The sequence below is a fragment of the Affinundibacterium baiyunense genome (genome assembly GCF_018139645.1).
In the GTDB taxonomy this organism is placed as follows: Bacteria; Pseudomonadota; Gammaproteobacteria; order Burkholderiales; family Burkholderiaceae_D; genus Undibacterium; species Undibacterium baiyunense.
Genome location: NZ_JAGSPM010000083.1, coordinates 1 through 258 on the forward strand (window position 1 = coordinate 1; position 258 = coordinate 258).

At 40.7% G+C, this 258-nt stretch carries 1 protein-coding gene; it reads left to right on the forward strand.

Features of this window, described 5'->3' with window-relative positions; genetic code table 11:
• Positions 1-258: hypothetical protein (locus tag KDM92_RS18415; protein ID WP_212685808.1), on the forward strand; the 258-nt coding region annotated here is incomplete at both ends.

Sequence of the window (258 nt, forward strand, 5' to 3'; positions counted from 1 at the left end):
TCACTGTATTGCACAGCACAACTGGTAACGGTGACGTTACTCAAACTACTTTGAACGCAAACTTGAAGTCTTCTTCTGGTACATCAGACACAGTAGCAGTGACTTTGTTGGATGGCGTGAACACAGATAACAAGTTCAACTTGACATTGAATGCTTCTGGCGCAGAAAACTTGACAATCAACAACAATGACTCTGAGTCTAACATTGTTGAATTGGGTACAAATTCTTCTCACACAGGCACTATCACTGTTAAAGGTA